The organism is Nitriliruptor alkaliphilus DSM 45188 (assembly GCF_000969705.1).
Taxonomy (GTDB): Bacteria; Actinomycetota; Nitriliruptoria; order Nitriliruptorales; family Nitriliruptoraceae; genus Nitriliruptor; species Nitriliruptor alkaliphilus.
Map to the genome: position 1 here is coordinate 4290321 of NZ_KQ033901.1, position 24353 is coordinate 4314673.

Annotated in this window: 21 protein-coding genes; 14 read left to right on the forward strand and 7 right to left on the reverse strand. The window is 71.5% G+C overall.

Annotated features, from left to right (window positions below):
- Window positions 1-3: 3 nt before the first annotated feature.
- Genes NITAL_RS19840 through NITAL_RS19880 form a run of 9 tightly spaced genes read left to right on the forward strand, consistent with a single transcriptional unit; the run spans window position 4 to window position 9714 of the window.
- A complete protein-coding gene (locus NITAL_RS19840; protein WP_157041980.1) occupies window positions 4-1056 on the forward strand; it encodes an MCE family protein in 1053 nt (350 codons plus the stop codon).
- A complete protein-coding gene (locus tag NITAL_RS19845; protein ID WP_052667940.1) occupies window positions 1053-2111 on the forward strand; it encodes an MCE family protein in 1059 nt (352 codons plus the stop codon). The genes NITAL_RS19840 and NITAL_RS19845 overlap by 4 nt, the downstream gene beginning before the upstream one ends.
- Window positions 2111-3340, forward strand: a complete 1230-nt coding sequence (locus NITAL_RS19850; protein ID WP_052667942.1) for an MCE family protein — start codon at window positions 2111-2113, stop codon at window positions 3338-3340. Before NITAL_RS19845 ends, NITAL_RS19850 begins: the two co-directional genes overlap by 1 nt.
- Window positions 3337-4662 carry an MCE family protein gene (locus tag NITAL_RS19855; RefSeq protein WP_052667944.1) on the forward strand — a complete coding sequence of 442 codons (1326 nt, stop codon included), beginning with the start codon at window positions 3337-3339 and terminating at the stop codon, window positions 4660-4662. Before NITAL_RS19850 ends, NITAL_RS19855 begins: the two co-directional genes overlap by 4 nt.
- The gene (locus NITAL_RS19860; RefSeq protein WP_245617752.1) at window positions 4662-5753 is read left to right on the forward strand and encodes an MlaD family protein; all 1092 of its coding nucleotides are present in this window, start codon (window positions 4662-4664) and stop codon (window positions 5751-5753) included. The genes NITAL_RS19855 and NITAL_RS19860 overlap by 1 nt, the downstream gene beginning before the upstream one ends.
- A 16-nt stretch (window positions 5754-5769) precedes the next feature.
- The gene (locus NITAL_RS19865; RefSeq protein ID WP_052667948.1) at window positions 5770-7233 is read left to right on the forward strand and encodes an MCE family protein; all 1464 of its coding nucleotides are present in this window, start codon (window positions 5770-5772) and stop codon (window positions 7231-7233) included.
- Complete coding sequence (locus NITAL_RS19870) at window positions 7230-7961, forward strand: hypothetical protein (protein ID WP_052667949.1); 732 nt, start codon at window positions 7230-7232, stop codon at window positions 7959-7961. Before NITAL_RS19865 ends, NITAL_RS19870 begins: the two co-directional genes overlap by 4 nt.
- Complete coding sequence (locus tag NITAL_RS19875) at window positions 7958-8782, forward strand: universal stress protein (protein WP_052667952.1); 825 nt, start codon at window positions 7958-7960, stop codon at window positions 8780-8782. Before NITAL_RS19870 ends, NITAL_RS19875 begins: the two co-directional genes overlap by 4 nt.
- Before the next feature lie 11 nt (window positions 8783-8793).
- Entirely contained in the window at window positions 8794-9714 is a 921-nt protein-coding gene (locus NITAL_RS19880) for an ABC transporter ATP-binding protein (protein WP_052667953.1), read from the forward strand.
- On the opposite strand, the gene NITAL_RS19885 is transcribed toward NITAL_RS19880, so the two are convergent.
- Window positions 9711-10316, reverse strand: a complete 606-nt coding sequence (locus NITAL_RS19885; RefSeq protein ID WP_157041981.1) for a hypothetical protein — start codon at window positions 10314-10316, stop codon at window positions 9711-9713. The two genes, NITAL_RS19880 and NITAL_RS19885, sit on opposite strands and share 4 nt — an antisense overlap.
- A gap of 125 nt (window positions 10317-10441) precedes the next feature.
- On the opposite strand from NITAL_RS19885, the gene NITAL_RS19890 reads away from it, so the two are divergent.
- Both NITAL_RS19890 and NITAL_RS29680 read left to right on the forward strand, forming a co-directional pair.
- On the forward strand, window positions 10442-11659 hold the full coding sequence (locus NITAL_RS19890; protein WP_052667959.1) for an AfsR/SARP family transcriptional regulator: 1218 nt from the start codon (window positions 10442-10444) through the stop codon (window positions 11657-11659).
- 85 nt (window positions 11660-11744) lie between these two features.
- Window positions 11745-13478 (forward strand): ATP-binding protein, encoded by a 1734-nt coding sequence (locus NITAL_RS29680; protein ID WP_483814940.1) that lies wholly within the window; start codon window positions 11745-11747, stop codon window positions 13476-13478.
- Here the strand turns inward: NITAL_RS29680 and NITAL_RS19900 are convergent.
- On the reverse strand, window positions 13394-14773 hold the full coding sequence (locus NITAL_RS19900; RefSeq protein WP_169786904.1) for an MFS transporter: 1380 nt from the start codon (window positions 14771-14773) through the stop codon (window positions 13394-13396). The genes NITAL_RS29680 and NITAL_RS19900 overlap by 85 nt on opposite strands.
- Before the next feature lie 131 nt (window positions 14774-14904).
- Here NITAL_RS19900 and NITAL_RS19905 point away from each other — a divergent pair, with 131 nt between their 5' ends.
- On the forward strand, window positions 14905-15579 hold the full coding sequence (locus NITAL_RS19905; protein WP_425413685.1) for an ATP-dependent Clp protease proteolytic subunit: 675 nt from the start codon (window positions 14905-14907) through the stop codon (window positions 15577-15579).
- Window positions 15580-15643: 64 nt separating this feature from the next.
- Here the strand turns inward: NITAL_RS19905 and NITAL_RS19910 are convergent, their stop codons facing one another.
- The gene (locus tag NITAL_RS19910) at window positions 15644-16819 is read right to left on the reverse strand and encodes a PIN domain-containing protein (RefSeq protein WP_052667972.1); all 1176 of its coding nucleotides are present in this window, start codon (window positions 16817-16819) and stop codon (window positions 15644-15646) included.
- A gap of 303 nt (window positions 16820-17122) precedes the next feature.
- Here NITAL_RS19910 and NITAL_RS19915 point away from each other — a divergent pair, with 303 nt between their 5' ends.
- Entirely contained in the window at window positions 17123-18295 is a 1173-nt protein-coding gene (locus tag NITAL_RS19915) for an MFS transporter (RefSeq protein ID WP_052667975.1), read from the forward strand.
- A gap of 7 nt (window positions 18296-18302) precedes the next feature.
- On the opposite strand, the gene NITAL_RS19920 is transcribed toward NITAL_RS19915, so the two are convergent.
- Entirely contained in the window at window positions 18303-18947 is a 645-nt protein-coding gene (locus NITAL_RS19920) for an HAD family hydrolase (protein ID WP_052667977.1), read from the reverse strand.
- On the reverse strand, window positions 18944-19975 hold the full coding sequence (locus tag NITAL_RS19925; protein ID WP_083441810.1) for a phosphotransferase family protein: 1032 nt from the start codon (window positions 19973-19975) through the stop codon (window positions 18944-18946). Before NITAL_RS19925 ends, NITAL_RS19920 begins: the two co-directional genes overlap by 4 nt.
- Before the next feature lie 64 nt (window positions 19976-20039).
- Between NITAL_RS19925 and NITAL_RS28640 the strand changes: the two genes are divergently transcribed.
- Window positions 20040-20831, forward strand: a complete 792-nt coding sequence (locus NITAL_RS28640) for a class I SAM-dependent methyltransferase (protein WP_052667983.1) — start codon at window positions 20040-20042, stop codon at window positions 20829-20831.
- A gap of 27 nt (window positions 20832-20858) precedes the next feature.
- Here NITAL_RS28640 and NITAL_RS19935 read toward each other — a convergent pair whose 3' ends face one another.
- Entirely contained in the window at window positions 20859-21833 is a 975-nt protein-coding gene (locus tag NITAL_RS19935) for an aldo/keto reductase (RefSeq protein ID WP_052667985.1), read from the reverse strand.
- A gap of 91 nt (window positions 21834-21924) precedes the next feature.
- Window positions 21925-24345: an efflux RND transporter permease subunit gene (locus tag NITAL_RS19940; RefSeq protein ID WP_052667987.1), complete on the reverse strand. Its 2421-nt coding sequence runs from the start codon at window positions 24343-24345 to the stop codon at window positions 21925-21927.
- Between the last annotated feature and the right edge of the window lie 8 nt (window positions 24346-24353).

Here is a 24353-nt window from a genome sequence, read left to right on the forward strand (position 1 = left end):
GCCATGGATCCGACCCTCGTTCGCCGCATCGTCGGCACGGCGTCCGCCGTGCTCGTGATCGCCCTGTCCGCGGTGGTGCTCGAGGCGCGGTACGCACCGCCCGCCGGTAGCTACGAGGTGGTGGCCGAGCTCGGTCGCGCCGGCTCCGGCGTTCGTCAGGGCACCGACGTCAAGGTCCGCGGGGTCGCGGTCGGCCGCGTCGCCGAGACGATGTACGAGGACGGCGTCGCCCTCGCACGTCTGACGTTGAACCCCGAGCCCCGCCTCCCGGTCGCCGACCAGATCGACCTCGTCGTGACCCCGAAGACCCTCCTCGGGGAGAAGCAGATCGACCTGTCCTTCCCGGAGGGGTCGCTCGGCGAGGGACCCTTCCTGCAGGCCGGCGACCGGCTCGTCGCCTCCCGGTCCCCGACCGAGATCACCGAGGCCATCGACGCCCTCGAGCCGTTCCTGCGCGCCGTCGATCCGCAGGACCTGGCCACGATCGTCGACACCCTCGGCGACCAGCGGGGTGAGGGCGAGGTCATCGCCGAGAACATCGAGCTGGGCCAGGAGCTCGCGAACTTCGGGGCGCGGACGGCCCCGGACACCCTCGACCGCTTCCGGGCCTTCACCGACGTCAGCGACGCGCTGACGCTCGCCGTCCCGGACCTGACCCGGATGAACACCGCCCTGCCCGAGGCGACCGCGGTGCTCGTCGAACGCCAGGCGGACCTGCGCCGCAACCTCGACACGCTGTCGCGGTTCTCCAACAACTTCGTCGAGCAGCTCGAGGTGCAGGAACCCGTCATCTCGCGGTTCCTGCGCACCTCCCAGCCCGTCGGTGAGGTGCTCGTCCGTCAGCAGGACCAGATCGGCGAGCTGCTCAACGGGATCTTCATGTACAGCCGGGCGCTCGGGTCGGGCGGCATCCTGCTTGACGACGGCTCGGAGTGGGGTGCGTTCCGCATCTTCATCGACGAGGACTCCTTCGATCCGGTCAAGCTGCTCTGCCACGAGTTCGACGTGGTCGGGCTCCCGCAGCCGCCGGCCCTCTGCGACGAGGTGGATGCGTGAACGAGCGCTTCCCCCTCCTGAAGTTCGGTGCCTTCGCCCTCGTGTGCCTGGCGTTCACCGGCCTCCTGGTCGTGGTGATCGGCAACATCTCCTTCACGCCGCGCACCGCCTACGCCGCCGCCTTCAGCGACGTGCAGGGCCTGCTCGTCAACGACGACGTCAAGATCGCCGGCGTCACCCTCGGCCGCGTCGAGCGCATCGAGCACCGGCCCGGTGGCGAGGTCGAGGTGGGCTTCACCCTCAACGACGACGTCCGGGTCCCCGAGGATTCGGTGGTGTCGATCCGTTGGCGCAACGTCACCGGGCTGCGCTACCTCTACGTGGAACCGGGCGAGGGCGAGCCGGCCGGGGCCGAGCACACCTTCCCGCGCGACCAGACCCGGTCCCCCGCCGACCTCGGTTCGCTGCTCCAGCGTCTGACCCCGTTCATCGACGCGCTCGACCCCGCCCAGCAGAACCAGATCCTCGAGGCGCTGTCGACCGCGCTGGTCGGCCGCGAGCAGGAGATCCAGGACCTCATCCGCCAGGGTGGCGAGCTCACCCAGAGCATCGCGTCGCGCGATCAGGAGATCGAACGGCTCCTGAACAACTCGGTCACGGTCCTCGACGCGTACGCGGCCCGCGAGCAGCAGCTGCGGGGCCTGATCGACTCGTTCGCCGAGGTGTCGCAGACGTTGCGCGAACGCAACGACGAGCTCGATTCGGCCATCGTCGCCATCGCCGACGGCCAGGAGGAGCTGCGCCGCCTCGTCGACGCCAACGACGACGAGATCCGGCTCACGCTCGACGCGCTCGAACGGGTCACCACGGTGCTCACCGACCAGGCCGACGACTTCGAGCGCACCCTCGCGAGCTCGCCACGCGGGCTGGTCGGCTACCACCTGATCTCGCGGACCGGCCAGTGGTTCAACATCCGAGCCGTCGGGACCTCGGTGGGCGGCCAGGTCGTGACCACCGAGCGCGGTGCGACCAAGCCCCGCGCCGACGGCGGCTCGGACGGCGGTGGCGTCAGCACCGACGCCCTGGCCGAGCTCTTCGGCGGAGGCGTGGGCTGATGCTGCAACGCAACCAGGCGTTCGTCGGCCTCGTGGTCATCGTCCTCGTGGCGATCGGCACCGCGTTCGCGGTGGGTGCCACCGCCGGTCTGTTCGTCGACGGCGAGCCGATGTCGGCCGAGTTCACCGACGCGGCCGGGCTCGAGGACGGCGACTTCGTCTACGTCGGCGGCCACCGTGCCGGCACGGTCACGGGTGTGGCCATCGACGGGGACCGCGTGCTCGTCGACTTCACGCTCACCGTCCCCGAGATGCCCGCCGACTCGATGGCCGAGGTCACCTTGAACACCGCCCTCGGCCGGCGCGGGCTGACCATCGTGCCGGGCACCTCCTCGCAGTTCCTCGAGGCCGACAGCACCATCCCGATCGACCGCACCGTCACCCCCGTCGACCTGCCCGAGCTGGGCGACCGGTCGGCCGAACTGCTCGGCGAGCTCGACGTGCCGGCCCTCCGGGAGCTGACGACGGCCCTCGGCGACGTCACGGAGGGCAACCGCGAGGAGGTCCAGGCTCTGCTCGAGGGGGTCGAGGCGGTCGCCACCATCGTCTCCGACCGTCGGGACGAGATCGAGGCGGTCCTCGACCGGGCGACGGTCGTCGTGGACGCTGCGGCCTCCAAGGACGCCGAGATCGTGCGCATCATCGACGACTTCGGCTCGGTGCTCGATCGGCTCGTCGACCGACGCGCCGACATCACCCGGCTGCTGCGCGAGACGTCGCAGACCTCCACCCTCACCGCGGATCTGGTGGCCGAGCGGCGGTCGCAGATCGATCGTGTGCTCGCCTCCTTCAGCGAGGACCTCGCCATCATCGACCGCCACCAGGTCGACCTCGCCCACACCCTCGGGTACCTCCCCGCCGGGCTCGAGGGCTTCGCCTCCATCGGGTACTCGGGCGGCGACGCTCGGATCGACAACCCCCGTTGGGGCAACGTGTTCGTCACCAACCTCGGCAGCATCGGGATCGGTTCGCTCCTCGAGTGCGGTGGCGCGCTCGACCGGATGTTCACCGAGCTGTTCGCCCCCGATCCCCGGTGCGAGCACGGCAGCCAGGTGCCGACGCAGGGCACCGAGCAGGGGCCTCCCGCCGGTGACGCCAGCCAGCCGGGCCTCCTGCCCGAGATCGACCCGAGCCCGCTGCTGGACGACCTCACCCGTGGCGCGAGCGGGGGCGAGGCGCTCCGCAGCTTCCTCGACCTGCCGTCGTCGCTGCTCGGAGGTGGCTCGTGACCACGCGCCCCCGCCACCTGCACACGCTCGCCGTCGTGCTCGCCCTCGCGTTGCTGACGTCGGGGTGCGGGCTGTTCGGTGGCAACGGCGCGTACGAGGTCCGCGCCGAGCTGACGCGCTCGTTCAACCTCTTCCCGGGCTCGCCGGTCAAGGTGCTCGGCGTCAACGTCGGCCAGATCACCGACATCGTCGTCCCCGACGGTGCGCAGCACGTCGAGGTCATCATGCGCATCGATGGCGACGTGGACGTCCCCGAGGACTCCAGCGCCATCGTCGTGCCGGCCTCCCTGCTCGGCGAACGCTACGTCCAGCTCGGCGCGTACACCGAGGGGACGCGGATGGCCGACGGCACCGTGATCCCGGTCGAGCGCACGGTCGTGCCCTTCGAGTTCGACGAGGTGTTGACCGGGCTCGAGGACTTCGTCGGTGGCCTCGAGGGTCCGGAGGTCGCGCGCTTCGTGGCCAACGTCGCCGAGACCCTCGAGGGCCAGGGCGCCCAGCTCGGCCGCACGATCGACTCGGCGAGCGAAGCCATCGGCGTCCTCAAGGACAACGACGACGAGCTCATCGCGCTCGCCTCCCGCCTCGCCGACCTGAACGAGACCCTGTCGTCGCGCGACCAGGAGCTCGCCAAGCTCCTCCAGGACTTCGACACGGTGGCGGCCTCCCTCGTGGGCGACCGCGGGGACATCGACGCCGCGCTCACCGGGCTCGTGCGGGTGACCTCCGAGCTCGATGGACTCCTGCAGGTCAACCGCGAACGCCTCGAGGACGACATCGCGGTCCTGACCCGCGTGGGCCGGACCGTGGAGCGCAACCTCGACAACGTCTCGACCGCGGTCCTGTACTCGGCGGAGCTGTTCCGGCACGCCGAGCGCGTGGTGGACCGCCAGCGCGGGTACCTGCCGCTCCAGGACCAGCTGTTCGCACTGGGCGAACCCCTCACCGAGAGCATCGTCTTCCGCATCCAGGGCATCTGCATCCAGGCGGGGCTGCCGGGCGACATCTGCGAGATCGAGCTCATCGCGGACCTGCTCGGCGGCGTCGTGTGCGCCGCCCCCCTCTTCCCCTGCCGGCCGGACAGCGACGCCATCCCGATCGAGGAAGCGCTGCTGAACCTGGCGATCGCCCAGCCCGAGCTCGGCGACGCCGTCATCGACCGGATGGCCGAGGACAGCGAGGCGGAGCGGGACCCGACGTCCGGTCCGGGCCCCTCCCCCGATCCGGCACCCGCCCCTGCCGAGGAGGACAGCGACGACGATCGCGGCCTGCTCGACGGCCTCGGTGGCCTGCTCGGTCGCGACCGGGAGGGCTCGTCGTGATGCGCTTCGACGGACGCCGGAGCTGGTCGCGTCTGGTCCCGCTCGCCCTCATCGCTGGCCTGATCGCCGCGTGCTCGCCCGCCGGGTCCGACGCGATGGAGCTGACCGCCACGTTCGACGACGTCGGCGGCCTCGTGACCGATGCCCACGTCCGGGCCGGTGACGTCCCCGTCGGGGTCATCAGCGACATCCGTCTGACCGACGACATGCGCGCCGAGGTGACCATGCGGGTGCGGCGCGACCTCGGGCTGCCCGAACGCACGGAAGCGGTCCTCGGCCGCACCGCCCTCCTCGGGGAGATGTTCATCGACCTCCGGCCGATCGGCGAGGACGGCGAACTGCGCGACGGCGACGTGCTCGAGGACACCCGCATCGTCACCGAGTTCGAGGAGCTGGTGGCCTCCGGCGACCTGACCCTGTCGGCGATCTCGGCCGATCAGCTCGCCGCCGCGGTCGAGACGGGCGCCATCGCGTTCGGAGGGCGCGGTGGGCTCCTCGGCCGCTTCATCGACGACGTCAACGCGTTCGTCGGAACCTACAACGAGGACGCCGACGACCTGCTCGCGCTGATCGACTCCCTCGACGGGCTGACCGCAGCGTTGGCACCGGACGCCGAGGTCAACGCCGAGTCGCTGGCGGTCCTCGAGCGCGCATCGCAGGTCCTCGAGGAGGAGGACGATCGCCTCCTCGATGCCCTCGCCGACCTCGACGAGCTGTCCACCGTGGGCTCGCGGATCCTGCGCGACCACCGCGAGGAGATCGACGACTCCATCCGCACCCTGCGCATCGTGCTGGCCCAGCTGACGCGGGTCGACGGGGCCCTGAGCAACCTGCTCACCTGGCTGCCGCGCCACAACCTCCACGTGCCGAACGGGGTCGTGCTCGAGCAGGGCTCGGGCATGCACATGGGGCAGGTCTGGCTCGACTTCATCGTGTGCGGCATCAACGACGACCCGGACAACCCCGCGGAATCGTGCGACCTCGACAACCCCTCGCCGGGCGAGCCGATCGACCGGTCGCCGCGCAGCGAGGAGTGCTACGACGACCTCGAGGTGTGCCGCCAGGAGACCGACGAAGCGAACGCACGATGAGCCGGGAGGTCGCGGTATGAGCGGGCTGTCCTCTCGGGTCGGCACCAACGTCGTGGTCGTCGTGGTGCTGAGCGTCCTGCTCGTGGCCGGCGCGTTCGCCACCTACGCCAGCGGCGTGGTCTTCGACGACAGCTACCGGGTGTCGGTCGCCCTGCCGGAGGCCGGCGGGGTCCTGCCCGATCAGCAGGTCACGGTCATGGGTCGTGCCGTCGGCCAGGTCCGCGAGGTCGAGGTCACCGAGGAGGGGGTGCTGCTCACCCTCAGCATCCAGGGCGACCAGCGTGTGCCCTCCCCGGCCCGAGCGACCGTGCTGCGTCGCTCGCCGATCGGTGAGCAGGCGATCGACCTCGCTCCGCCCGAGACCGGTTGGGAGCCGGCCGAGCGCGACAGCCGCATCGAGACCACCGAGGTCACGATCGCACCCGAGGTCGCCAACCTGCTCGACCAGACCGTGGCGCTGTTCTCCGCGATCGATGCCGACGACGTCTCCACCGTCGTCGAGGAACTGGCCATCGCCCTCGACGGCCGCGGTGACACCCTGCGCCGGCTCGGGCGCGACAGCCTGGATCTGAACCGGACGCTGGTCGGCGGCATCCCGGAGTTCGAGCGCCTCCTGGACGCGTCCGAAGCGACGCTCGCGGTGCTCCGCGACCAGCGCGACACGCTGCGCTCCGCGATCGGGCACGGTGCCGACCTGACCGAGGTGTTCGCCGAGCAGCGGCCGAACATCGAGGCACTGCTCGACACGGCCACCCCGGCCCTCGACCAGCTCGACGCGTTCCTGCTCAACACCCGGCCCGATCTCGAGTGCCTGATGGGTGACCTGACCGCCCTCAACGACATGCTGCTCGGCCCGTCGACCTACCAGGGAGCCAACGGCCCGAACCTGTACGCCTCGAAGCTCGACGAACTCGAGCGCGGGCTGGCGCTGCACTCGTTCTTCTTCCAACAGGGCTTCAGCCTGGTCGCACAGCCGGACAGCGACACCGGCCTGCTGTGGCTGCGGGTGCTGCTCGTGGGCGACGAGCCGCAGACCGCCGAGTTCTACGCCGATTACCGGGACACCCCGCAGACCCGACCGGGAGCGGCGTGCGTCAGCGAGGCGTTCGGCCGAGGGACCGATGCGGTCCGCCAGCCCGGCGTCCAGCCGCCCCACGAGACCGCCCCCGAGATCGACTACGCCCCGCGGGTGGCGGCGACGAACCAGCGTGTGACCCCCGAGGGCCGGTCGTCGGAGCGCCACGAGGGCGACCGGGTGACACCCGTCCCAGCGTCCACGACCACCGGCGGCGACGGGACCTCCGCGGCGGCCGAACGCGAGCCGGCGGCCACCGAGTTGCTCGCCGGCTCCGCGGACGACGACCTCGCCACGACCGGAACGGACCTCGGCATCCCGGTGGCGACCGGGGTCGCCCTCCTCGGTCTGCCTCTGCTTGGCTGGGGTGGCTGGTGGCTACGTCGGTACGGGAGCCGCAGGTGATGGTGGGAGACGAGGACCGGACCGACGGGAACGCGCGGTCGGACGAGGCTGGCCTCGCGACCGAGGTCCCGGACCGGGACACCGGGGTGTCGGATGCCGAGCCGCCCGAGGACGGACCGGTCGGCGACCGTCAGCGCAGCCAACGGCTGCCGTGGATCGTCGCTGCCATCGCGATGCTGGTGGCCGTGGCCAGCGTGGTCGTCGCGTTCGTCATCGTCGCCGCCGAACGTCGTCCGACCGAGGACCTCGCTGCCGTCGAGCAGACGGCCGGCCAGTTCGCCCTCGACCTGACCACGTGGGACGCGAGCGACGGTATGGCCGACACCCGGGAGCGGCTGCGCGAAGCGGGGACCGGGGCGTTCGCGGCGGACGTGGACGAGCTGTTCGGTGGGACCGATGACCTGGCGACGCTCGCCGAGCTCGGCGCCCGATCGGAGGGCGAGGTCCGCGACGTGCTCGTGCAGTCCCTCGAGGGCGATGAGGCGACCGCGCTGGCCGTCGTGGTCCAACGGGTGACCACGGCCGTGACCGAGGGCGAGGAGGTCTCGCTGCGCTACGCGCTGCTCACCCTCCAGCGCGAGGACGGTGTCTGGCGGGTCCACGAGGTCGAACTCGTCGTCGATGCGCTCCAGGAGGCGGCGACCCGCCTGGACGAGACCGTGCTCCCCGGGTTCGGGGACGACGCCGCCGACCCCGCCGACGACCAGAGCGACGAGGATTCCCCGTGACCTACAGCCACGTGCTCGTCGGGACCGATGGGTCCGCCACCGCGGCACGGGCTGTGGCCGCCGCTGCACGCGCGGCAGCGGCGACCGGCGCTCCCGTGGTGATCGTGACCGCGTGGCAGCGCCACACCGCTGACCCGCCCGCGTTGTCCGAGGAATCGCGCTATCCCGGTGGCAGCATCGCGGCGATGGATGCCCAGTGGGCCATCGAGACCACCTCCGACGCAGCGGGCGTCGTCCGGGCCCACGGGGTGGAGGACGTCCGCCAGGTCCAGGCCGTCGGGGCGCCGGCCGAAGCGCTGCTCGAATCGGCCGGTACCTACCCGGACGCGCTGCTGGTGGTCGGGACCGCCGGCCTGACCGAACGCGCCGAGCGCTTGATCGGCAACGTGCCACACCAGCTGACCCACCACGCACCGGTGGACCTGCTGCTGTGCACCGGCGCGCACGATCAGGGGTGGTCCCGGATCGCGCTGGCCACGGACGGGTCACGGACGGCAGCCCGTGCGGTCGACCGGGGGCTGGCGTTGGCTCGATCGGTCGGGGCCGAGGCCACGCTCCTGACCGTGGCACGTTCCGAGGGGCAGGGCCAGAAGGTGCTGGCGACCGCGGTGGACCGCGGGACCGGACTCGAGGACCTGCCACAGCAGGTCGCCACCGACGGTGACGTGGTCCGTGGACTCGGACATGCCGGAGCGGACTACGACCTGCTGGTGATCGGCAACAAGGGCATGAGCGGGCCGTCGCGGCTGCTCGGCTCGGTCTCCAACCGCATCACGCACGAGGTGCCGACCGACCTCCTGCTCGTCAACACCACGCGCTGAGGAGGATCGCCGTGAGCGACGTCGTCAACTACGTCAGCAACTTCGAGCCGGTCGGAGCTGGCATCGGCTTCGGCGGCAACCACCTGCACGGGCCGCCCGACGACTACGACAAGCTCGACGACCCGGTCTACCCGGGCAACACCATCATCGACGACCCGGTCATCTCCGTGCGGAACATGACCAAGTCCTTCGGCAAGAAGACGGTCCTCGAGGACATCTCGATCGACTTCCCGCGCGGCAAGATCACCACCGTGATCGGTCCGTCCGGTACCGGCAAGTCCGTCTTCCTGCGCAACCTCATCGGCCTGCTGACGCCCGATCGTGGCGAGATCTGGGTCGGTGACGACAACATCCCCGCTCTCTCGCGCAAGCGCCTGCTCGAGGTCCGCAAGAGCTTCGGGGTGCTGTTCCAGGACGGCGCGCTGTTCGGCTCGATGACGATCTACGACAACACCGCCTTCCCGCTGCGCGAACACACCAGCAAGAGCGAGAAGGAGATCCGCTCCATCGTCATGGAGAAGCTCGAACTGGTCGGCCTCGAGGGCGCCACCAAGCTGATGCCGGACGAGATCTCGGGTGGGATGCGCAAGCGCGCGGGTCTGGCCCGCGCCCTGGTGATGGAGCCCGAGATCCTGCTGTTCGACGAGCCGGACTCCGGCCTCGACCCCGTCCGCACCGCCTACCTCAACGACCTCGCCCGCGACATCGTCGCCGAGATGGGTTCGACGATCATCATCGTGACCCACCACATCCCGTCGGCCCAGCAGGTCGCCGACTACGTGGGGATGCTGTTCCGGCGCAACCTCGTCGCGTTCGGCAGGGTCGACGACATGTTCAACTCCTGGTACGCGCCTTGCCAGCAGTTCCTGCACGGCATCACCGAGGGCCCGATCGGCATGTCCGAGGAGCGCGACCGCCCCGAGATGCTCTAGCTGACGGTAGGTCGGTGGCCGGGCTGCCTGCGCACCGTCGTGAGGTGAACGCCGACCGGCCCGATGTCGCAACGGTGAGTTGAGGCCGCGACCGTCTCCCCGTCGGCGGGCTCGGTGTCGAGGTAGCTCTTGTCGTAGACCCAGCGGAGCCTGCGCAGCTCGCGTTCACCCATCCGGTCCCCGAACACGTCTTCGACCGCGGCGATGTACACGCTGCGCCAGGGTTCCCCGTGATCGAACTCGACGCCGACCACGGCGTGCGCGAGCTCGTGGAGCAGCGTCAGCTTCGGAAGCGCCACGTTGCGGCCGACGAGTACGACCAGCCCGTCGGTCCAGCCCCCGACGGGCCTGTCGGGGTCCACACGGTCGACGAAGCGGATGTCGAGCTCGGCGGGCAGGACCGCCACGTCACGTGCCTGTGCGGCTCGGACGACGACCGACACGAGGTGACGAACCTCCGGCGTGGCCTCTCCGCTGAGCACGATCGGGCTGTCGTCGACGTCCTGGTGCGCCGAGGACGATCCGATGGTCGCGACGCTGGCCATCGCGATCACGGATGCGGGGATCGCGGCGGCGGCGAATGCGAGGGATGGGAGTCTCATGCCCGCCACCCTCGGACGGGCTGCTGAGCAACCGGTCAGCAGTCGCTGAGCGACCGCTACGCCACAGGGCTCTGGACCGCTCGGGGTGCCGGGTGGATACTCCCGTGCGGGAGGGAGAGACGCGGATGGACGTCGACGTCCGGTTCCTGGGAGGGCTCGAGGTCCGGGTCGGCGACGCGGTCGCGTCCCTGGGTGGCCCTCAGGCCCAGACCGTGTTCGCGCTGCTGGTCGCCGACCCTGGACGTACCGTCCCGACCGCCCAGCTCATCGACGAGCTGTGGCCCACGGACCCGCCACGTGATCCGACCGGGACGATCCAGACGCACATCGCGACGATCCGGCGTGGCCTCGGCAGCGAGCGACGACGGTTGGTCACGCGCGAGGGCGGGTACCTCATCGAACTCGCGGCGGACGAGCTCGACGCCGCGCGGTTCGTCACGCTCGCACGCGAAGGCAGGCACCTCGCCGCAGCCGACGCTGCCGGGGCGCAGGCGCACCTCGAGGCCGCGCTCGCCGAGTGGCGTGGCGACCCACTCGTCGGCCTGGTCGCCCGCGCCTCGCGGCTCCAGGCCGAGGCGACGCGACTGGTCGAGCTGCGGTCGACGGTCGTCGAGGATCTCGCGGAGGCGCGGCTCGCGCAGGGGCGCCACACCGAGGTGGTGGCCGACCTCGAGCGGCTCCTGGCCGACCACCCCTTCCGGGAGCGGTCCGTGGCACTGCTGTTACGTGCGCTCGCGGCAACGGGGCGCCAGTCCGAGGCGTTGACCCGCTACCTCGACCACCGGCGCAGCCTCACCGACGAGTTCGGGATCGAGCCGTCCGTGGAGCTGCGACAGCTCCACCTCGAGCTGCTCCGCCCCGATGACGACGTTCCGCAGACACGCCCGTCCGCCCCGCCACCTGTCCACGAGGCGCAGACCGGTCGCCTCCCCTCGTTCCACACCCGGCTGTACGGCCGCGAGCACGAACTCGAGACGCTCGCCTGCATGCTGCGCCACGAGCGGCTGATCACGATCACCGGGGCCGGCGGGGGTGGCAAGACGAGGTTGGCCGTCGAACTGGCAGGGCGGGTACGGACCGACTTCGACGGCGGGGTGTACCTCGTCGATCTCGCACCGATCCTCGACGCCGCGCTCGTGCCTCGCACGGCGGCGCGCGCACTGGGTATCGACCTCGGTTCCGGCGGACGCAGCCACCCTCGATGCCCTCGTGCAGGCCCTGGCCGATCACCGGGTGCTCCTGGTGCTCGACAACTGCGAGCACCTGCTCGATGCGTGCGCGGATCTCGTCAGGCGACTCCGGGAGGACTGTGCCGGCGTGACCGTCCTGGCGACGAGCCGTGAAGCGCTCGGTCTGGACGGCGAACAGCGCTGGACGCTCGCCCCCCTCGCTCTCCCGGATGGAGACGTCGTGGACGAGTGCGCGTCGATGCGGCTGCTGGTCGACCGCACGCGGGCGGTTCGTCGTGGATTCGGCATCGACGACGACAACCGCGCCGCGCTCGTGTCCATCTGCCGGCACCTCGACGGCTTGCCACTCGCGATCGAGCTCGTGGCCGCCCAGCTCGCTCACCTGTCGCCGGTCGAGGCCGACGAACGGCTCACGGCGCACCCGGCGCGGCTGCGCGGGCAGCGACGGGTACCACGACACCGGACCCTCGACGCGACGATCGCGTGGAGCTACGACCTGCTGTCGGAGCCGCAGCGAGCCCTGCTGCGGCGTCTGTCGGTGTTCATCGGGGGCGCCACGCTCGAGGCCATCGCGGCGGTCGCAGGTGGTGGTCGCGATGAAGCCGCGGTGCTCGAACTGGTCGGTTCGCTGGTCGCCGCCTCCCTCGTCACCGTCGACGAGGCCGGCGGTGTCACCCGTTACGGCCTCCTGGAGACGATCCGGCAGTTCGCGGCCGACCGTCTGGCCACCGCCGGGGAGGAAGCTGCAGCCCGCGGGGCGCACCTCGATCACCTGCTCGGTGTTCTCGAGTCGGTCCCCTGGGATCAGCGGATGTTCAGCCTCGGGACGGTCGGGCCGACCTTCGAGGTGGAGTTCGGCAACCTCGACGTGGCCTTCCGGACCGCGATCGTCCAGGGTGACCGCGACCGCGCCGCCCGGCTCGCCGTCGGATCACCGGCGCTCATCATCTCGATGCAACACTGGGACGCGTTCGACCGCTGGCTCACCGAGCTGTGGGGCGTTCCGCCGGCCGGCCTCTCCATGCCGGAACGGGTGGGGCGTGCGGCGCGCCCGGACCACGTCGCCCACCACTTCTGGATCGAGGCGTGGCGCCTGCCACTGGCGCCCCAGGAGATACGGGCCACTGTGGACACCCTCCGCGCCGGTGCCCAGCAGCTGAACCCGGGCGAACCGGCACGCATCTTCGCCGAGCACACCGTCCTCGTGGCCAGCGTGGTGTTCGACGGTGCCGACCTCGACGACATGCTGGCGAGGTTCGACGAGCAGGCCGTGGGCGCCGGCGAGGCGAACGCGCCGCTGCTGCAGGCGGCCATCGTCGGCAACGCGGCCCTCCTCATGCTGTACGCCGGCCGGTACGCGGAGGCGGTGGTGATGCTGCGGTCGGCCGCGGTGGCCGAACTCGCCGAGCACTACAGCCTCCCGCTGACGGTGCTCGCCGTGGCGGAGCACCTCGCGGGCGACCACGAGGCGGCGGCGGACATCTTCCAGCGCGGCGTCGAGACCCCGCACCCGCACCCCGCAGCGCGGCCCCTCTCGCTGCTCTTCCTCGCGGTCGCGGTCGCAGGCTCGGGTGACCTGGATGGTGCCCGGGACCTCGTACGCCGGGCCCGGGAGGCGCACGACGACCTCCGATGGCGCCACCCGCTGGGCGTGAACGACATCCTCATCGCCCTCGGGGCGTGCGCGGTGCTCGAGGGACGCAAGGACCTCGGTGCCCGACTTCTCGCGGCCGCCGGGTCCCCTACCGCTGGCTTCAAGCCCCTCGCCGCGCTCCACCTGCACTACGCCAGGATCGCAGGTCCGCCGAGCCACGAGGGGGTTCCGGTGGCGACGGACACCATCGGTCTGGAGAGCCTGGTGGACGACGAACTCATCCGCTGGGCGCGTCAACGCTCGTCCGCCGCGAGCCGGCTCCAGGCCGCCCCCGCCTCGTCAGCACGTGCCGCTCGTACGACCTCGTCCTCCGGGTAGCGGAGGAAGAGCCACGCGCCGGCGAGTGCGGCGATCCCCGCCAGCGGGCCGGTGATCTGGATACCGAGCGGCGAACCCAGCGTCTGCAGGAGGAGCCCTGAGACGACCGTCGAGATCCCGATGTTGACCTTGACGATGAACCCGTAGACCGCGAAGTGCATCGCCTCGCGGCGCTGCCCCGAGGTGTGGTGGTCGTAGTCCGCCACCGCCGCGATGATCGCGGACGGCACGATGAACAAGCCCGCCAGGCCGATGCCCCCGAGGCCGAAGACCAGCAGGGCGAACGTCGCCGGTTCGAGGCCGAACGGCGGGGACGGGATGAGGTGGACCAACGGCATCACCACGCCGGACACGACGAGCGCGGCGATCATCACGCGACGCAACCCGACCCGCTTCGTCGCGGCGTTCACGATCGGCAGGACCAGCAGGCAGACCCCGAGCAGCACCGCGCTGTAGAGGGCGATCGCGGTCTCGTCCAGATCAGCGAGCACGGTCACGTACAGCGGCGTGTTCAGCGACACGAGGTTGAACCCGAACCACAGGACGTTCGTCGCCAGCAGCGCGACGAGGAACGGGCGGTTGCGCAGCGTGGCGCGGATCGCCGCCAGCAGTGGGGTCGTGGACGGCTGCGGCCTCGAGTAGCGCCGCTCGTCGATCACCGTGGGGACGTAGAGCAGACAGAGGGCGACCACCCCCAGCACCACGACCATGCTGAGCAGGCCACGGGTGCCCATGAGCAGTGGAGGGACGATCATCGCGACCGCCACCCCGAACAGCAGGTACACCGCGTTGCTTGTGGCCAGGTCGACCCGGTCCGACACGTCCGGCGAGAGGTCGGCGAGCAGCCCCGCGTAGGGGACGAGGTAGAAGGTGAGCAACACGTAGAACACCGCCAGCCCGACGCCGAGGTAGATGGCGTTCAGGTGCGACGTCCCCGACACGGGCGGGAAGAAGAGCGCAGCACCGACCAGGACGAAGGGGAGCCCCGACCACAGCATGAACGGCCGCCGGCGGCCAAGCCGGCCCCCGTGGCCATCGGACCAGCGCGCGACGACCGGATCCGTGACCGCGTCCACCACCCGGCCACCGAGGACGAGGACGCCGAAGAGCGTCGGTGCGATGTAGACCGCGCCGTCCTCCAAGCCCTGACCGACCCATATGAAGTACAGCCACATGAAGACGAGGCGCTCGAAGATGGCCGAGCCCCCCTGCCCCGCGCCGAACGCGAGCCGAACCCCGCGTGGCAACCGCTGTGGCCGGGACACCGGCTCCGCGTCGTCGGTCGTGTCCGCCATGACCATGTCCGGCCCCACCTCACCCACCGCCCCGCAGGACGATCGTGTCACAGGTCGGGTGGTGACGCGACGGAACAGGCGCTGCGAGGCGGCCTGCAGGCGGCCTGAGCCACCCGGACGCACGACGGACGGTGGACCGTGCGCCGTCGCTACCATCGGCCGCCCGTCGGCATCCGGCGGACCCACTTTCCGTCCCCGAGTCGCCCCTCCGTGGCGAGGAAGGCCCCCCCGTGGCCGAGGATCTCGAGCAGCTCATCGGCCAGTCGCGGCGAGCCGCGGACCGGCTGTTCGAACAGCGCATCCTGTTCATGAACGGGCCGGTCGAGGACGACAGCTCGGACCGGCTGATCGCCCAGCTGCTCGCGCTCGATGCCGAAAAGCACGAGGACATCACGCTCTACATCAACTCGCCGGGCGGCATCATCACCGGGATGTTCGCCATCTACGACACCATCCAGCTGCTCAAGAGCAACGTGAACGTGCGCTGCATCGGGCTCGCGGCATCGGCGGCGGCCTTCCTGCTGTGCACCGGGACAGGGACTCGCTCGGCCACCGAGAACGCGCGCATCATGATCCACCAGCCCCTCGGTGGCGCCCGCGGAACGGCCAAGGACATCGAGATCCAGGCCAAGAACATCGTGTGGATGCGCGAGCGCATCAACGAGATCATGGCGGGACGCACCGGCAAGAGCGTCGAGCAGGTCGCGACCGACACCGACCGCGACTACTGGATGACGGCCGCCGAGGCGGTCGAGTACGGCCTCATCGACGAGGTGGTCGAGAGCAGCCGCGGCGTCGACGCCTGATCCGGGTCACGTCGGCGACACCCGCGCCCCGCTCCGGCGGGGCGCGGTCGCGTCCTGCGGGCTATCAGCCGGCGGGCGAGCCCTCGCCGTCCTCGACGTAGAGGTAGTACTCCTGGTCGTCCTCTTCCCAGTCCATCTCGACGACGTTCTTGGCGACCGCCGCCTTGCAGAACTGCAGGAACCCGGAGTAGCCGAAGTCCTTCTCGGAGAAGTCGGGCTGCCGCTTGCGCAGCTGGTCCTTGAGGCCCGACAGCGGTGGGTCACCACCGAGCTCGACCATGAGCTCCCTGACGGTGTCGCGGAGGGCGATGAAGGCAGCGTCCTCGTTCTTGCCCTCGGCCGGCAGGTCGACCTCGGGGTCGCCGGGGGCGCTGCCCTCGGTGAGGGTGATGAACCCGCTCTCCTCGAGGTGACGCAGCAGTTCGCGGAAGCCGCGGAACCCGAGGTCCTGCTCGGAGAAGGTCGGGTCCTTGCGCAGCAGGGCGCGCTTGAGGTTCGAGGCCTGGATCGAGCCGCCCGCGGACGACGACTGGAGGCCCGTGAGCGTGCGGGTGATCTGACGCTCGAGGGTGCGCAGGTCCTGCTTCTGGGACTTGGAAGCCACGGGTGCCGGCTCGGTCGACGCGGCTGTCGACGTGGTGTCGGTCGCGGGCTCGGTCGCCGCGACGCCGTTGCGTCCACCGCCGCGACCACCCTTGCCGCCGCTCTTCTTCTTCGGGCGGGAGTGACCGGGCGAGGACGACGACCCCTGGCGCTTCGGTGCGCCCTCGAGCCGGTCGTAGAACAGGAACTCGTCGCAGGCCGGCGGCAGCATCGCGGACGTCGAGCCCTTCAGACCGACGCCGATGACACGCTTGTTGAGCTCGCGCAGCTTGCCGACGAGTGGCGTGAAGTCGCTGTCGCCCGACACGATGACGAAGGTGGAGACGAAGTCGCGCGTGAAGGCGAGCTCCATCGCGTCGACGGCCATCTGGATGTCCGCGGCGTTCTTGCGGACCGAGTCCGAGCGCTGCGGGATCTCGATCAGCTCGACGTTGCCATCGACCATGCCGCGCCGGTCCTCACGGAAGAGGTTCCAGTCGGCGTAGGCCTTGCGGACCACGAGGCGGCCGCGTTCGGCCAGTGCCTCGGTCAGCGGGGCGATGTCGAAGCGGTAGCCGATGTCGCGCGCGCCGATCGCCACGTTCTCGTGGTCGATGAACAGCGCGAGACGCTCCTCGGTCGGGTCGGGAGCGGTCACGGGGCGGGGGTCTCAGTCATGGAGCCACCCTAGCGCCGACGGCCCGCCGGTCGCCCCAACCTCCGTCTGCGCTCACCCGCCCCGCGAGTCGCACGCGGCACGTAGCATCCACGATCGCGGTCGCGACCGGGCAGTTGCGCGTGCGAGGTGGTGCACAGCCCGAGCCCCGGCGTCGGCCGGGGCGGGAGGTTGACCGCCTGAGACAGGATGACGGGCAGGACGGCGGGGGCGACGGTGGCGGACGGGGCCGAGGGGCGACACGGGTACGCGGCTGCGTTACGCGTGCCGATCGTGCGGCGATTGGTGGGCGCGACCTCTGCCTCGGTGATCGGCGACTACCTCGGCGTCGGTGCGCTGCTCGTCATGGCGGCGGAACGCACCGGCGGTTCGGCCGTCGGTGCCGCCGGGGTGTTCGCCGCCGCCGTACCCATGACGGTCCTGGTGGGCACCCTGGGTGGACCGCTGCTCGACCGCGTCCGGCGGGTGCCGTCGCTGGTGTCGCTCGAGCTGCTCGGCGCCCTGCTGATCTGCCTGCCGCTGCTGATCGACGGGGTCCCCGTCGTGTACGTGACGGCGGCCCTGCTCGCCGGTCAACGGACGGCGACGGGTGCCATCCGTCAGGGCGTGATCGCCGAGGGAGTGAGCACCTCCCATCGGCCCGCGTTGGTCGCCCTCAGCAACACCATCGACCAGGGCGCCCAGGTGCTCGGCTACCTGACCGGCGCGGCGATCTACCTCGCCGTCAGCGCCGAGGCGGCGTTGCTGCTCGACGCGGCCAGCTTCGTGCTCGCCGCCCTCCTCCTGATCGGCATCCGGCTCCCCCCTCGCGCCGAGGACACCAGCGACGACGGACCCCCGTCGTTCTCGACCGGTCTGCGCACCATCGTCGGACAGCCGGTCCTGCGCCTGTTCGCCCTGCTGACGGTGCTCACCGCCACCGCGGGGGCGCTGCCCGAGACGCTGGCACCGACCGTGGTGCCCGACGACGACCGGTTGACACCACTCCTGCTGGCAGCCGCCCCGCTCGGGCAGGCCGTCACGATCGCGATCCTCGGCCGGACCCGGGTGGTCACCCGACCCTGGTTCCAGCTCGGGCACCTCGGCGTGCTGGCCACCGCCCTCCTGCTCGCCGCGGCTGCCCCGAACGCCACCGCGCTGGTCGCCGCGAACGTGGCGGTCGGCGTCGGGGTCGCCTGGATCCTCGGCCCCCAGCTGACCTTCCTGCGGCTCACGCCACCGGCCAGGATGGCGCAGGTCACCGGCCTGATGTGGGCGTCCATCGCGGTCGCCGAGGGGGGCGGGTCGTTGCTCTACGGCACGCTCGCTGACCACCACGGGATCAGCGCGGCCTACGGTGCGGCGGGCGTGCTGCTCACGGCCACGGCGGCGGTCGGGGCCATGATCGCCCGCCGAAGCCCACCGGTCGCGGCGCTCGATCGCGAGCTCGTCGCCGAGGCGGCCGGCAGCTCGGTGTGATGCGCCGTCAGCTGGGCCCGAGGTCCACGCCGAAGGTCGCGCTGAGCGCGCCGACGGTGACCGCGCCGTCCCCGGTGTGGTGGATCGCCCGCATGCCGACGCGCCGCGCCGCGGCGACGTTGGCGGCCAGGTCGTCGACGAAGACGGTCTCCTCGGGTGCGACCTCCAGACGGGCGCAGGCGAGGGTGAAGATGGCGGGATCGGGCTTGCGCAGCCCCACCTCGCCGCTGATGACCACCTCGTCGAAGTGGTCATCCAGCGCGGCCCGGGGGTAGAGCTCGGTCCCCCACGAGTTCGACACCAGGCCGGTCCGGACCCCCGTCGATCGGAGGCGCGCCGTCGCCGCCCACAGCTCACCGCCCGGGTGGAGCTGCGCGAACAACCCGGCCAGCAGTGATCCAGCAGGCGACCGCAGACCGTCGGCCTCCAGCAGGCTGCGGAGCTCGTCGTCGAACGCTTGGACGGTCAGCTCACCTCGTTCGATGGCGCCGATGAGACCACCGTCGGCGTCGGTGGCCGCCTCGATCAGGAGCGCGAAGCACCGACCCTCGGGGATGTCGTTGGCACGCTCGAACGCCGCGAACGCTGGCCCGACCGGTCCAGTGAGCACGCCGGCGTAGTCGAGGAGCAGCGCCCGCGGGGCGGTGGTCACCGGCCGGCCTCGGCCGCCGCCTCGGAGGCACGCTCACCGAGCTCGATCACGATCCGCCCGAAGGTCTCGAACGACCCGTCGTTCTCGCCGTAGGCACCCGAGCTGTATCGGGCGTACACCCCCTCGAGGATGCAGGCGAGCTTCCAGTAACCGAAGGCGACGTAGTAGGGCAGCTCCGACAGGTCCCTGCCCGTCGCGCCCGCGTACCGCTCGGCGACCTCGTCGCGGTCCGGGAAGCCGTCCACCAGCGTCGGGGCGTCCGGCAACGGGAGGGTCGCATCGCCCTGCTGGGCCCAGTAGCAGTGCAGAAGCCCCACGTCGGCGAGCGGATCACCGAGGGTGGTCAGCTCCCAGTCCAGCACCGCGCGCACGTGACCCGATGCCGGGTCGACGATGAGGTTGTCCAGCCGGTAGTCGCCGTGGACGATGGTGGCCGGCCCCTGCGGCGGGATGTCGGCGCTCAGGCGCGCGTGGACCTCGTCGAGCAGCGGCAGGTCCCGCGTCCGACCGTCGGTCAGCTGGCGGTGCCACCGGCGCAGCTGCCGGGCGAGGTAGTCCTCCTTGCGTCCGAGCCCCCCGAGCCCGACCGCGTCAGGATCGACCGCGTGCAGCCGTCCGAGGACGTCGACGAGGTCCTCGCCCGCCGTCCGTCGCACCGCGGCGTCGACCGCCCTGGCCGCGTCGGCGTCGCGGACCACCAGGCCGTCGACGAACCGCATGACGTAGAAGGGCGCCCCGTTGACCGATTCGTCGGTCTCGAGACCCACCAGCGGCGGGACGGGGACGTCAGTGTCCGCGAGCGCAGCGACGATCCGGTGCTCGCGGGCCACGTCGTGCGCGGACTGCAGGACGCTGTGCAGAGGCGGGCGTCGGAGGATGACCTTGCGACCCTGCGGGTCGGTAACCGCGTACGTCAGGTTCGACCGACCCCCCTGGATGGTCTCGAACGTCAGGGGCGCTTCGAGCTCGGTGCGTTCCTGCAGCCAGCTCGTCACACGGGTGGCGTCGATGCCGTCGGGTGTGGTCACACGGTTCCCTCCGATGGACGCGCCGGACCCTAGCCTCGTCGTCAGCGACGACAGGAGCCGGCCGGTGGCCGACGTCGAGACGACCCGTGGACCGAGCGGCGCCGACAACGGCGCCGCGTGGGATCGGCTCGCAGATGCCTACCAACGGTGGGTCGGCTGGCCGGAGGACGTCCTCACGTGGGGTATCCGCTGTCCCCCCGAGGAGGACCTGCACCTGGTGACCGACGTCGCGGACGGGGCCAGGACGCTCGTCCTCGGGTGCGGCGCAGGTGAGGACCTCGTCGCGCTCGCGAGGCTCGGCGCGGGCCCGCTGACCGGGATCGATCCCTCGCAGCGCCAGCTCGCCCACGCCGGGCGTCGGTGCGACGCGGCCGGCCTCGACGTGACCCTCGTCGCCAGCGGCGCGGAGGACCTCGACGCGGTCGCCGACGCCTCACAGGACCTCGTGGTGTCGGTCCAGGCGCTGGACTACGTCCGCGATCTCGACCGGTGCCTCGCCGAGGTGCACCGCGTCCTGGTGCCCGGCGGGGTGGTGGCGCTGTCGGTGCTGCACCCCGCCGATCTGGCCACGAGCGGCGATCCTCCCCACGGCTGGCACCGCTCCTACTTCACCGAGGAGCTGGCGTGGGCCTGGGACGGCCTCGTCGACGAGGACGTGGCCCTCACCAGCTGGTTCCGGTCGCCGAGCACGTGGTTCACGGCGTGCACACGTGCCGGCCTGGTGGTCGAACGGCTCCTCGAGCCACGGCCGGTGGACGACGAACGATGGATCGAACGTGGGTGGCTCGACGCCACCGGGTACGCCAAGGCCGACCTGGTCCCGTCGACGATCCTGGTCCGCGCTAGGCGTCCCTGACCCGCCCGGCCCCACCCCGAGCGTGGCTCAGTCCAACTCGCTGACGTCGAACGCGAAGTCGGACGGGAAACCGAGCTCGATGCGGCTGACCGCGTCGAGACGCGCGAGGGCGTCCTCGGGCAACGTCAGCTCGAGGGCGCCGATGGCATCGTCGAGGTGCGCAGCGGTGCGCGGGCCGACCAGCGGGTGGATGGACCGGTCCTGGGCGAGCAGCCAGGCCAGCGCGACCTGCCCGGAGCTGACCCCGAGATCGTCGGCCACCCGATCGACCGTGGCAGCGATCTCGAGCTCGGTGTCGCTCACCCGATCGCGGTCGAGGCGGGTGCTGGCCTCACCCTGCGGTCGTGTCAGGCGACCGGCGAGCAGGCCGGCGGCCAGTGGCGCCCACGCCAGCACCGACAACCCCTGATCACGCGCCATCGGGAGCAGTTCGCGTTCGACGTCCCGCTTCGCCAGGCTGTAGGGGACCTGGATGGCGACGGGCGGGCTCCAGCCCCGCCACTGCGCGAGCGTGGCGGCTCGGGCGACCACCCAGGCGGGCGTGTCGGAGAGGCCGATGTAGAGCACCTTGCCGGCCGCGACGAGGTCGTCGAGGCCCCGCATCGTCTCCTCGACGGGTGTGCTCGGATCCCAGATGTGCACCCAGAGCAGATCGATCCGGTCGGTGCGCAGGCGACGCAGGCTCTCCTCGACGGACCGCACCAGGCTCAGCCGATGGTTGCCCGACGCGTTGGCGTCCGTCGGGCCGGGTGACAGGGTGTACTTGGTCGCGAGGACGAACCGGTCCCGGTCGGGCCCGAGCAGCTCGCCGAGCATGGTCTCGCTCGCGCCGCCGCCGTAGGCGTTGGCGGTGTCGATCAGGTTGCCGCCAGCGTCGCCGTACCGCCCGAGGATGCGCTCGGCCGCGGCACGGTCGACCCCCGACCCGTGGCCGAACAGCATCGTGCCGAGGGCGAGCCGTGCCACCCGTAGGCCACTGGTCCCGAACGTGCGGTGCTTCACGCGCTGCCTCCCGTCGCCCCGACGCGGTGCCAGGGTGTCGGGGCGCACGCTAGGACCTCGAGTGCCCTCGAGGGCAAGCGTCGAGGTGGCGTCAGCCGACCGGCACCGGCTCCGCTCGTGTCGGCTCGTCGCCACCGCCGCCGGTCGACGTCGACCCACGTGGCGGCCGCAGGCGCGTGTACACCGCGAGCATCGCGGGCAGCACGGCGACGCTGGCCACCAGCGCGAGGGCGATCGTCATGGCGACCACCGCCCCGAACTGGCGGAACGGCGGCACGGTCGACAGCACGAGCACCCCGAAACCGGCCACTGTCGTGGTCGCCGACCCGATCAGCGCACCGCCGGTGTGCCGCAGGGTCGAGACCATCGCCGCATCGAGGTCCGGCTCGCGGTCGCGGTCCTCGATGAAGCGGTTGACCACGTGGATCCCGAACGGCACGCCGATCCCGATGGCCAGGGCCGAGACCACGGCGGTCATGACGTTGAACGGGATCCCCACCAGCGCCATGAGACCGAGCGTCCAGGCGACCACGATGCCGACCGCGACGATCGCGAGGACGCCGAGCAGCGGCTCGCGCACCCGGACCCAGAACGCGAGGGCGAGGATGGCCATGGAGGCCAGCAGGGTGATCGCCAGCCCCGAGATCTGCGACGCGCGTAGCTCGTCCATGACCGTCGCGATGAGGATGCCGTCGGAGGCCACCGAGGTGTCGAAGCCGAGGTCGGCCAGGGGCGAGGACGCGGCAGCGAGCCCGTCCTGCAGCTCGTCGACCTCGTCGCCCACGTTCGTGGCCAGATCCACGAGGAACATGCCGTCGGCCAGCACGGCCCCGAGGGTCGGGTCCAGCTCGGCGAGCTGGCTGCCGACCGTCGCGATGTCGGCGTCCGAGTCGATGTCGCTCGGGTCGATCAGGCCGGCAGCGATCGCACGGTCGAGCACCGAATCAGCCTGGGCGCGTCCGTCGCCACGCACCCCCGCCACCTGGCCGGCCGCGCGCTCGAAGGCATCGAGCGCGGCGAGCGAACCGGGGGTACTGGTCGATCCGGTGACGAGGACGCTCGTGCGCTCGGTCAGGTCGCCCCCGAGCTCGGCCTGGACGAGCTCGATGGTGGCCAGCGCCTCGGAGTCGGACGGGAAGAACTCGGTCTGGGAGAACTCGGTGGACAGCTGCGTGGCACCGAGGCCACCGGCGAGGGTGAGCAGGCCGGCGACGATCAGAACCGCGACGGGACGGCGGGTGGCCATCGGTGCCAGCGCGCTGGCGAGCCGGCCGAGGGCCGTCGGCGCGTCGTCGGGCCGGCGCTCCGGACGGAGGTTGCCGCGGGCCGCGGCCCGGCGGTCGAGCAGCACCCGGACGGACGGCACGAAGGTGGTGAACACCACGAACGCGCCGATGACGCCGATGGCCGCGAAGATGCCGAAGTCCTGCAGGGGCGGCAACGGGTTGAAGACGTTGGTCGAGAACCCGACGACGGTGGTCATGGTGGCGAGCAGCAGCGCGGCACCGACGGCTTCGATGGCCCCGCCGGCCGCGTCGGCCGGGTCGGCACCGGCCCCCCGCTCCTCGCGGTAGCGCATGGTCAGGTGGATGCCGTAGTCGACGCCGAGCCCGACGAGGAGGATCGGGATCACCATCGACATCTCAGACTGGCCACCAGTGAGGCCGAGGAAGCCGGGCCCGACCAGGACGGAGGCGCCCTGCATCCACACGATGGTGAAGACCAGACCGAGGACGGAGGCGACCACGTCGGAGACCCGGCGGTAGATCGCGACGAGGATGCCGACGATGATCGCGAAGGCGAGCGCCAGCAGCCGGCCGAGGTCGGCCTCGATGACCTCGTTCACCTCGTCGGCCAGGATCAGGAAGTCGAGCGTGCGCACGTCGATGCCGTCGAGCGTTCCGCCCGCGGTGAGCAGCGCCCGCACCGCAGCGAGCCGTTCGGACTCGTCGAGCTGCCCGTCCAGCAGGACCACGACTGCCCCGACGGTCGCCGCGGACGGGTCGTCGCCCCCGAGCAGTGCGCCGACCTGGGCCGCCTGCTCCGGCGGCAACGCAGCGAGGCTCGCGGTGTGGAGCTCGGCTGCCGCGACGGCGTCCAGCGTCCCGGGTTCGACACCCTGCGCGTCCGCACCACCGAGCGCCAGATCGGCGTACGTGAGCACGGCCCCACCCTCGGGGACGTCGGCGAGCGCGTCCGCGATGGCCGGCTCGTCCTGGATGCGGTCGCGCAGCTGCGCGGCGGCCTCGACCCCCACCCCGTCGAGCAGCGCGCCGCCACCCTCGCGCTGGACCACCAGCTGCGTCGGGTGAGTCCCCGTCCCGAACGTGTCGCCGATGGTCGCCAGGGTGGTAGCGACCTCGTTGTCCGGGGCGAAGTTCTCGAAGCCGGCCTCCTGAACCGCTTGCGAGGCCAGCGCGCCGAACACGGCGGTGAGCACCACGGTCGTGAGCACGAGGGTGCCGGGGAAGGTCCGGACGGCGCGGGCGAGCGTGTCGAGCAGTCGGGTCACGGGGCCGA